The organism is Rhodococcus sp. (in: high G+C Gram-positive bacteria) (assembly GCF_049286785.1).
Classification (GTDB): domain Bacteria; phylum Actinomycetota; class Actinomycetes; order Mycobacteriales; family Mycobacteriaceae; genus Rhodococcus_F.
Genome location: NZ_JBAQEO010000090.1, coordinates 1 through 2,662 on the forward strand (window position 1 = coordinate 1; position 2,662 = coordinate 2,662).

The 2,662-nt window shown below is 58.4% G+C and carries 2 protein-coding genes; both read right to left on the reverse strand.

Annotated elements, in window-relative coordinates; genetic code table 11:
- The coding region (locus WAW17_RS03290) for a type I restriction-modification system subunit M (protein ID WP_422331589.1) at positions 1-1,261 on the reverse strand (1,261 nt) is incomplete at its 3' end.
- Positions 1,262-2,273: 1,012 nt separating this feature from the next.
- On the reverse strand, positions 2,274-2,588 hold the full coding sequence (locus WAW17_RS03295; protein WP_422331590.1) for a 4-fold beta flower protein: 315 nt from the start codon (positions 2,586-2,588) through the stop codon (positions 2,274-2,276).
- Between the last annotated feature and the right edge of the window lie 74 nt (positions 2,589-2,662).

Sequence of the window (2,662 nt, forward strand, 5' to 3'; positions counted from 1 at the left end):
CAAAGAGGACACTGTTATCCTTTTTGGACTTTTTTAGAACGATAATGCAGGTGCGCACCGGCGTTCCGAAAAACATGTCGGGTGGCAATTGAATGACTGCATCGACATAGTTATTGTCGGTGAGATACTTCCTGATCTTCCGCTCAGCACCTGCTCGCGAAAGCACACCCGGATACTCAACGATTGCCGCCGTTCCATCAACCGCCAGCCAACTCAGCATGTGCATCGTGAATGCGAGGTCGGCGTGATCTTTCGGCGCAAGTACACCGGCTGGCGAGAATCGTGGGTCATTGATCAGAAGAGGGTTTCTATCACCCTCCCACTCAATCGAGTACGGCGGGTTAGAAACGATCGCTTCGAACGGCTCGTCGTCCCAGTGGGCCGGATCAAGCAGCGTGTCGCCGTGCGCGATGTCGAACTTTTCGTAGTTGACGTCATGCAGGAACATGTTGATGCGCGCCAGGTTGTAGGTGGTCAGATTGATCTCCTGACCAAAGAAGCCTTGGCGGACGTTGTCCTTGCCGAGCACCTTGGCGAACTTCAGTAGCAGCGAGCCGGAGCCGCAGGCCGGGTCGTATACCTTGTTGACCTCAGTCTTGCCTACCACGGTAATCCGGGCCAAGAGTTCGCTGACCTCCTGGGGCGTGAAGAACTCGCCGCCAGACTTGCCCGCGCCCGAGGCATACATGGTCATCAGATACTCATAGGCGTCACCGAAGGCGTCGATCGTGTGCTCGGTGAATTCGCTGCCCAGGTCCAAGTCCCCGATCGCGTCGAGCAACTTGACGAGTTTCTTGTTGCGCTTCGCCACGGTGGGCCCGAGCTTGGCGCTATTGACATCGAGGTCTTCGAAGAGACCCTTGAGGTCGTACTCGCTGTCCGTCCCAAGCGCGGAGCCTTCGATGTTCTTGAATACCTGGGCAAGGGTTTTGTTGAGATTCTCGTCCTCGGCGGCGCGCGCTCGGACGTTGATGAACAGCTCGCTGGGGAGGATATAGAAGCCCTTCTCAACGACGGTCTCCTTGCGCCCAAATTCCGCCTGGTCGTCTCCGAGCTTGGTGTAGTCGAAATCGACCTGACCGGCCTTGCGCTCCTCGGCGTTGATATAGGCGGTCAAATTTTCGGAGATGAAGCGGTAGAACAGCATGCCGAGCACATAGCTTTTGAAGTCCCAGCCGTCAACACTGCCGCGCAACTGGTTGGCGATGAGCCAAATCGTCCTATGCAGCTCTGCGAGCTGCGCTTCTTTGGTGTTGGTCATAAGTTACTCCTATTTTAAACCATTGCTATATCGGCTAGCAGTTTAGGGCCGGGGCGCGGCAGAACTCCTCAGGCAGCGGCAGACCGTGTCGCCGGGTCTGGCGCGGGCTTCGACATCACCTTCATCATGTTCAAGACCGGCTCGATGGCTCCGACCATGCCGGCCGGTTCCCTCGCCGTGATTCGCGAGGTCCCGGCCTCGATGGTGCAGGTTGGGGACGTGCATCGGTCGCGGATTCAGGAACGCGAAGCACTATCGGGCCCGTATTCTGCTCACCAGTGCCGCCCACAGTGCGGCATGAACACATCTCACAGCGGACGCACTTTCACGCGGAACCGCGAAGTGCCCCCTATGACGGGCCCGAAGGGTATTTCAGCAGCATCAGGTCTCCCAAGGCGTCTGTCAGCGCGGCGGTCGACGACATGCTCGCGGACTGGCAGCGTGGTTCTGATATCTTCGATGCATGCGAGAGCTTGCATGAGGATCGACGGACTCTGCTCTTCGTCCTGGGTGGGATGGTCGTGGTGTTCCTCGGTGTCGGGAGTGGATTGTGGATGGCTGACCGACGCAGAAATTAGCGTGTTCCCGATCTTGGGCCGGTTTGCGTTGCTCATGCAAAAGGCCGGGTCAGATCTGAATCTGCGGACATCGATGCCGAGCTGAAGTGGCACCCGGTGGGGATAACACCCTCTGGGCGGTGTTGTGCGGCGCTTGTCAGGGACACGTCGGCGCTCGGTACCCGTCAATGTGGACGATCGATTCGGTGCTGCCCATCGGGCGCTGAATTTTAGAAAGCGGGGCAGGGGGCGCGTATCCGGTAGTCCTCGTTACGTGCGGGGGAGGGTGCGTCCGGCGGTTGATTCAACTGATGCAATACAAAGGAGTCTAGTTGACATAAGGTAGATTATCGGCACTTAACTGTGACGGTCTAATGTGCTGTGCCACAACATATTTTGTGCTACGTCTGTCCGATTGTCGGCTCAGGAGCAGTTTCGCAATTCCAGTGGTGCCGTCAACCCCATCGACGACGACTCGGACGCCGGCGGTGCATTTCTAACCGCGCGCCATGCGGTTCGAAGTCGGGATTCCAGCAGACCAGGCCTCTGGAATGGTCGTAGGAGTTGGTGTCGTCCACAGGCCCACACCAGCGTCCCGTGGACGCCGACCAGGCGTGTCCGTCCACGATGTATGCCACCCAGTTCCATTGCGCGTCGTAAATGTGTTGGTCTCCAGCAGTGATGCAGCTCCTGGAATTATCTCTGCTGATCAGTGGTATCAGATCAGCGGCGCGGAGAGCTCCCCGGCCCGGATTGCTGATTGCCGGGATCGATAGTGAGGTCCTCGGTGTCGACGAAGACCAGGCGCCCGTCGTCGAGGGCGACGGCCCACCGGTGCACGGGC